6 protein-coding genes are annotated in these 6,912 nt (G+C 66.5%); all 6 read right to left on the reverse strand.

Annotated elements, in window-relative coordinates; translation table 11 throughout:
* A partial coding sequence (locus ACOJSF_RS02520) for a hypothetical protein (protein ID WP_420140658.1) occupies nucleotides 1-203 on the reverse strand: 203 nt, incomplete at its 3' end.
* A 230-nt stretch (nucleotides 204-433) separates the two neighbouring features.
* Entirely contained in the window at nucleotides 434-778 is a 345-nt protein-coding gene (locus ACOJSF_RS02525) for a helix-turn-helix domain-containing protein (RefSeq protein ID WP_420140659.1), read from the reverse strand.
* 20 nt (nucleotides 779-798) lie between these two features.
* A complete protein-coding gene (locus ACOJSF_RS02530; protein ID WP_420140660.1) occupies nucleotides 799-3,555 on the reverse strand; it encodes a TonB-dependent receptor domain-containing protein in 2,757 nt (918 codons plus the stop codon).
* 72 nt (nucleotides 3,556-3,627) lie between these two features.
* A complete protein-coding gene (locus tag ACOJSF_RS02535; RefSeq protein ID WP_420140663.1) occupies nucleotides 3,628-5,163 on the reverse strand; it encodes a hypothetical protein in 1,536 nt (511 codons plus the stop codon).
* Between the two features lie 244 nt (nucleotides 5,164-5,407).
* On the reverse strand, nucleotides 5,408-6,394 hold the full coding sequence (gene virB11 / locus ACOJSF_RS02540; RefSeq protein ID WP_420140661.1) for a P-type DNA transfer ATPase VirB11: 987 nt from the start codon (nucleotides 6,392-6,394) through the stop codon (nucleotides 5,408-5,410).
* Nucleotides 6,391-6,912 (reverse strand): TrbI/VirB10 family protein (locus tag ACOJSF_RS02545; protein WP_420140662.1); only part of this gene is annotated, 522 nt, incomplete at its 5' end. The genes ACOJSF_RS02545 and virB11, both read right to left, overlap by 4 nt.

A 6,912-nucleotide genomic window follows, 5' to 3' on the forward strand; every position in this document is an offset into this window, starting at 1 on the left:
ACACCGGTGAAGCGATCGCGGCCGCCGTCGTCGGCGCGGCGGGGCGGGTTGTGCTCGACCACCGTCACCTGCGCGCCGCGCAGGGGGCGCGCGCCGGTCGCGTCGGCGACGGTGCCGACGACATCGCCGGCCGACGCCGCCCCCGCGAGCGCGAGGGTGGCGACGCCCGCCAGCAGGCGGCCGACATGGTGAGTGCGAGACATGGAAGCTCCCTTGCTTTGATCAGCCGCGTTGTTCGCGCGGCGCCCCGGTTGCCGACGCGCCGGGGGACGCGCGCGATGCGGCGGCCCGTCTGGTCGGCTGTCGGGATTGCCCCGCGCCTATGGGCGGGGGCCGTGACAGAGCGATGACGCTTTGGTTCCAACGAGATGACGGCGATGCGGTATGTCGCACGTCCACCGATGAGGGCGGCGCTCCCCCAAAAGTCCGCGCGTTAGCGGAAGGTTACGCCCGCATCGCGCAGCAGGCGCCAGACCGAGACGTGGCTCGTGCGGACGCCGCGACGGCCCAGTTCCTGCGTCAGGGTCTTGAGCGAGGTTCCGGGCGCCTCGCTCAACCGCTGCAGCAGCCAGTCCTTATGCGGTTCCAGCCAGCGGCGCTGGTCGCGCCGCCCGGCCGGCCGCGCGGCGGCCGAACCGGTGGTGCGCTGGCGATGCGTCCACTTGACGATCGCGGACACGCTCACGCCCAGCGCCCGCGCGGTGGCGGCATAGGTCTGGCCTGACTCGACCGCCTCCACCGCGCGCTGACGCAGCTCGTCCGGATACGCCTTCGGCATCGGCTGTCCCGCCCGTCCGATCAGAACTTGAGCGTGGCGCCCGCCGAAATGATCGTGCCGAGCTTGTAGTAATTGACGTACACGCGACGGTCTTCGAAGTTCTGATATTCGCGATATTTCCGCCCGGTCAGGTTGCGCGCTTCGAACTTGAGCTCGATGCCCTTGCCGATGCCCTGGAACTCCTCGCGCGCCACGAAATCGAGCGTGAAACCCGGGCGTTCGAAGATGTCGGGCTGGCGGGCCGAACCCTGGATCGGGCCGCGATTGGTGACGCGCTTGCTGGCATAGTTCAGCATCAGCGTCTGCTGTGACAGGTGATCGTCCGCCTCGAGCCCGACCTGAAGATTGACGAGATGGTCCGATTGGCCGGTCAGCGGCGCGCCGTCGCGGTACAGCACGTTGGCGGGCACGGCGCTGAGGTCCGGCCCGATCACCAACTCGTCGTTCAGCTTCAGCTCCGACTTGGTGTAGGTGTAGTTGGCGGAGAGCATCAGCTTGCGCGACGCGAAGAAGGCCGCTTCGCCGAGGCCGCTGAGCGGTACGGAATGCACGACTTCCGCCTCGGCGCCGTACAGATCGGCCTTGGGCGCGTTGGCGAAGCCCGTGCGCAGCCCGCCGCCGCCGACGATGAACGCGACCTGCTCGATCGGATTGTCGATCCGCTTGAAGAAGCCCGCAACCGACACGCGCTGCCCACGCGCATAATAATATTCGTAGCGCGCCTCGGCGTTCTTGAGCTCGCTGTCGGTCAGGAACGGGTTGCCCGTGAACTGGCGATCGGATTCGGGATCCTGATAGACCTGATAGGCCAGCTCGCGGAATTGCGGGCGGGCGATCGTCTTCGACGCGGCGATGCGGAGCTGCATGTCCTCCGCGAAATTCCAGGTCAGTGTCGCTGCCGGCAGCCAGTAATCCTGCTTGATCAGCGTGGCCGCGAAGCCCGTGCCCGCCGGCAGCACGCTCTGGCGGCCGTCTTCATAACGGACACCCAGGTTCACGCGAAGCCCGTCGAACAACTCCGCATCGACCTGACCATATCCGGCATGCACGCGCAGATCGGCGGAATAGGCCGCCGTGCCCTGCGCGCCCGAGGCGTCCGACAGGCGGATGTCGTAGGTGTAGATGTTGTAGTCCGAAACGAGATAGTCGGGGCGCTGCTGCGCGACCGCGATCGGTAGCGCGCCGTTGGCCGAGACATAGTCGAACAGATAGCGCGACGAGGTCCGCTCGGTCTTGTTGTAAGCATAGCCGCCGCTGACGCGCACTTCGCGGTCGAGCGGGAGCTTGTAGCCCAGGTCGACGCCGCCGGCCCACACATCCTCGTTCAAGTCGTTGAACGCGATCGAGGCGGACTGACCGCCGGTACGGCTGAGGAAGTTGACGTAATCCTTCGCCGTGTTGCGATCGTAGGTGTAGGTGAATTCGCGCTCGTACGGGCTTTCGCGCTGCGAATTGGCGTAACCGCCACGTAGGTCGAGCGACACGTCGCCGAGATGGAACTCGCCCACGCCCTGCAGGTCGATCAACTGCCGCTCGAACCAATAGGTGTTCTGCTGCAGGATCGGCGGCGTGCCGTAGAAATCGGGGTTGGGAATGGGATCGGCATCGGCGACGCTGGCATTGTAGCCGGCCGACATGCGGCCCTGCTTGAGCGTGTCGCGGATGTAGAGGCTGGTCAGGCGGATCTTGTTGCTGGCGAAGTCGAGGCCGACGCTCAGCAACCCGCTCGTCACCGCGCGATTATCGGTGATGACAGTGCGGAAATCGCGCTGCAGGCTCGCCAATTCGGGATCGTTCGCGACCTGCTGCGTCACGTCACGCGTGCGCCAGGTGTTGGAAAAGCTGGCCGAAGCGACGAAGCCCAGCGTCGCGTCGCTGCCGACCTCGGTCGATTTGCCGGCCGACAGATCTGCGGAGAAATTCGGCGGCAGATGCTTGTTGCGCTGGAGCACGGTGGTGTTCGCGTTCTTCAGGCTGGCGGCGAAGCCGCGCACCTGATCGGCGCTGAAATTGCTGCCGACGACGACGGGGTTGCCGCTGCGGATCGCCCCCTTCAGCCCCTCGGGCACGTCACGCGCGCCGGTGTCGAAGCCGAAATAGTCCGTCCGGCTGCCATAATAGGTATAGCCGAGCTCGTCGGTAGTCTGCGAATCCCAGCTTCCGCTGATGCCGATGTTGAAGAAGGATTCCTTCGGCACGACCGGGGTGGTGAGGTTGATGACGCCGCCGCCGAATTCGCCCGGATAATTGGCCGAATAGCTCTTCTGCACGACCGCGCTCGCGATCACGCTCGTCGGGAAGATGTCGAGCGGGACGACGCGCTTGAGCGGTTCGGGCGAGGGCAGGGGAAGCCCGTTGAGCAGCGCCGACGAATAACGGTCGCCAAGGCCGCGAACGTAGACGAAGCCGTTGCCGACGACCGACAGACCCGTGACGCGTGTCAGCGCACCGGCGATGTCGCCCTCGCCCGAGCGGGCGATTTCGGCCGAGGAGAGAACGCTCACCACCTGCGGCGTGGCGCGGACCGGGTTTGGGATGTTGCGGCCGATGACGACGATGTCGGCCGCGCCCCCCGCACCGCCCGCGCCGGGCGCCGAGATTTCGACCTGCTCGTTCGCGTCCGATGTCCCCGATGTCGGGCTGGTGCGCGCGGCGGTGCCTGCTCCGGCGCTGCCCGGGGTCGAGCTTGCCGGCGGCGATTGGGCGAGCGCGATCGACGGCGCGATCGCGGTGCAGGAAAGCAGGGCAAGGCGCCATGCGTGACGGGCATCGATCATCTGAATGTCCTTTTGCCGAAGCCCGCCGCGCCGGAGAGGGCGCGACGGGTCCCGGTTTCCCCCGAAAGTGGCTTAGTTGATCGGCGCGGCGGCGCAGCTTGCGCTGGCCGCGCCGAAGTTCGCGGCGACCGAGTTGCACGTCCAGTTGGCGTACCAGGTGTCGGACGTGTCGCGGACCGCGCCGATATAGCTGGTGGTCACGAAGAAAGAGCCGAGCGACTTGGCATCGAACACCGGCACCGCGCGCTCATTGGCGCCATTGATAAAGCCGTTGGTGAGCGAATTGGTGAAGTTCGACTGGTTGGCCGTGCCGGCGTTGAAGATCGATGCGACCGCCGTTCCGGCGACGTTGTTGTCGTTGTCGCGGAATGCCGTGCAGCCGCCCGAGAAGACTACCGAGTTGAATACCGGCGGGCCGACATCGTCGAGGCCGGCATTGGTCGGGCGGGTGGTGGTGCCGCCCGTCTCGTCGATATCGAGGCAGAAGGTGCTGGCAGGCGAGACCACCACGCCGTTCACCATCGTATAGTCGGTGCCGCCGCGCAGCAGGATCGCGTTGAGGCCCTGCACCGTCGAGCGCTGGATGAAGGTGAAGTTGGCGAGGCGGGTGTTCTGGCGCGGCAGCGCATCCTCGTTGCCGTTCGAGTCCGCCTCGATCATCGAGTCGCCGTTGGTGCCGTCGCGCTGCGCGGCGATCACGAACTGGATGAAGCCCTTGTAGCCGAGGTCAGTGTCGAGCCCGTCATCGTCGGCGCCGGTGATCACCAGATTCTTCAGGTTGGCACGGCCGCCGAAGATCTCGATGCCGTCATCCGAGCTGTTGTGGATCTGGATATGGTCGAGCGTGGTGCCCGATCCGACGCCACCCAGCGTCAGGCCCTGCAACTCGTTGCCCGGCGCGATCGCGAAGCCCGAATAGCGGATCTGGACATATTGCATCGTGCCGCTCGAATCTTCGGCGGTGGCGCCGCCGTAGAGCGAGCCGGTCGTGCCTTCGATCACCTGCTGGCACTGCGCCGATCCGCCTGCGACCGCCGTGTTGCAGTCGGAGATCGGGGCGCGGCCGAGCAGGATGATGCCGCCCCACAGGCCCTGGCTGGAGTCGGTCGTCGTGCCTTCGATGTTGGCGCGCGCGGTGAAGATGATCGGGGCGGCGGCGGAGCCGACCGCGTTGATGCGCGAGCCGCGGTTGACGACCAGATAATCGTTGCCGCTCGACGCGAACATGACGGTGCCGGCCTGGATCGTCAGCGTGACGCGCTGGCCGCCTGCCGCAGCCCCGTCGCCGCCGATGTCGGTGCCGACATTGACCGGGCCCGACAGCGAGTAGCGGACGCCCGGCAGGTTCTGGATCGTCAGGTCGGATGAGATACGGCCCGAAATCTCGCAATTGCGCCAGTTGGTGGCGATGATGCCGCGATCGACGGTTCCGGCGGGGCAGTTCGCAGCCGGGCCGGTGCCGCCGCCATTATTGCCGCCATTGTTACCGCCGTTATTGCCGCCATTGTTACCGCCGTTGGCGGGGGGCGTGACGATCACGCCTTCGCCGGGGGAGGCGACGTCGTCGGCGCCACATCCGCCGAGCGCCAGCGCGGCGCAGCTCAGCATCAGGAAAGACAGCTTCTTCTTCACGGATCGTCCCCCGTTTTCGGATCGAGTTCATGGTCCCGGCGGCTGCCGGGCTACAGGCGACTCCGCTAAATTCGTTACGTGACAGTTGCGTTACGAACGAACGTCGATCCTAGAAAAAACGGGATCATAGGATCATAATAATCATGCCAAAAAATGTGATCTATTATGGTGTAAAACGCCGGGCACGACTTTGTCTGTCTTTGCAAATCAGCTTTGCCGATCAGTTCATGGAGGCGGTGGTCGCGATAGCCGTGATCCGGCGCTGCCCATTTACCCGCCCGAGCTGAACGACGACGTCGATGACTTGGCGTGCATAGTCGATCGTGTCGAGGCGACTGAGCCCGAGCCCGGTCTGCATCACCATCAGCGCCAGCTGTTCGAGCGCGCCGGCCGGCGAATTGGCGTGAACGGTCGAGAAGGATCCTGGATGGCCCGTGTTGATCGCGCGCAGGAAGCTGACCGCCTCACGGCCGCGCAACTCGCCCAGCACGATCCGGTCGGGGCGCAGGCGCAACGCCGCCTGCAGCAAGTCGTCGGTCGTGATCAGCGCTTCGCCGAGCTCGCCCTTCACCGCCACCAGCCCGAGCTTGTTCGCGCCGTGCAGCTTGATCTCGGGCGTATCCTCGACCGTGACGATCCGCTCCTCGGCGGGCACGTCGCGCAGCAGTGCGTTGAGGAAGGTGGTCTTGCCCGTCGACGTCCCACCGCTGATCAGGATCGTGCGGCGGCGGCGCACCGCCTCGCGCAGATAGGCGACCGGCATCTCCTGCGGATCGGGCATCGGCGGCTCGGCGGCCGATGCGAGCCGGCCATGATCGTAGGCGTCGAGCGTCAGATCGACCATCCGGTGGCGGCGGATCGCCATCGCCCAATGGCCGTGCGTCGCGGACGGCGCCACGATCTGCACGCGCGCGCCGCCGGGCAGCGTGGCGGCGAGCAGCGGGCGTTCGCGGTTGATTCCCTGATGGCTGATCCGCGCAATCTGTTCGGCCAGCCGGCGCAGATGGCGGTCGTCGATTTCCGGAACCGCGACGCATTGCATCGCCGCAGCACCCGCCGCTTCGATCCACACCTCGCCCGGCCGGTTGACCAGGATCTCGCTCACCTCCTCCTGGTCGAGCCACGCACGGAACGGCGCGAGATAGGCGTCGAGATAGACGCTCTCGCTCTTTTCGACGGCGGCCAGGCGGGGGGCGGCGTTGCTCATCCCTTGACCCATTGGCCCACGGTCGAGAAATCGAGGTCGCGCGCGGTAAAGACGCGGATCGGCTCGCCCTGGCGGACGCGCACGGTGGGCGGTATCTGGCCGTCGCGCTGCGCGGCGACGCCGGCGGCGTTTTGCCCGCTGCCCGACAGGATGACCGACGTGCGGCCGCTGCCGATCGTGCCGAGCGCGTCGACCGCCGACAGCAGGATCGCCGATCCGAAGCGGCTGAGGAAATGGCTGTCGACGTCGCCGGTCAGGCCCGAGCGGCCCGAAAAGTCGACCGCCGGCGAACCGAGCGCGATCGAGGCGCCGTCGGGGCGGATCAGGCGCGTCCAGATCACGTAAGCACGCCGCTGACCCGCCTGGAGTCCGGATTTATACTGGCCGATCAAACGCGAGGAGCGCGGGATCAGCACGGTCTGACCATCGAATGCACGGATGTCGCGGCTGATCACCGCGCGAACATAGCCTGGCAGATCGGTGTCGATCGCGGTTTCGAGCACCTTCGGATGCCCGAC

The organism is Sphingomonas sp., assembly GCF_048594985.1.
Classification (GTDB): Bacteria; Pseudomonadota; Alphaproteobacteria; order Sphingomonadales; family Sphingomonadaceae; genus Sphingomonas_I.

What these genes read in the sequence shown, in the direction of transcription:
- ACOJSF_RS02535 (WP_420140663.1), bottom strand. Translation starts at nt 5,163, where the DNA reads ATGCTGAGCTGCGCCGCGCTGGCGCTCGGCGGATGTGGCGCCGACGAC.
- ACOJSF_RS02525 (WP_420140659.1), bottom strand. Translation starts at nt 778, where the DNA reads ATGCCGAAGGCGTATCCGGACGAGCTGCGTCAGCGCGCGGTGGAGGCG.
- virB11 (WP_420140661.1), bottom strand. Translation starts at nt 6,394, where the DNA reads ATGAGCAACGCCGCCCCCCGCCTGGCCGCCGTCGAAAAGAGCGAGAGC.
- ACOJSF_RS02530 (WP_420140660.1), bottom strand. Translation starts at nt 3,555, where the DNA reads ATGATCGATGCCCGTCACGCATGGCGCCTTGCCCTGCTTTCCTGCACC.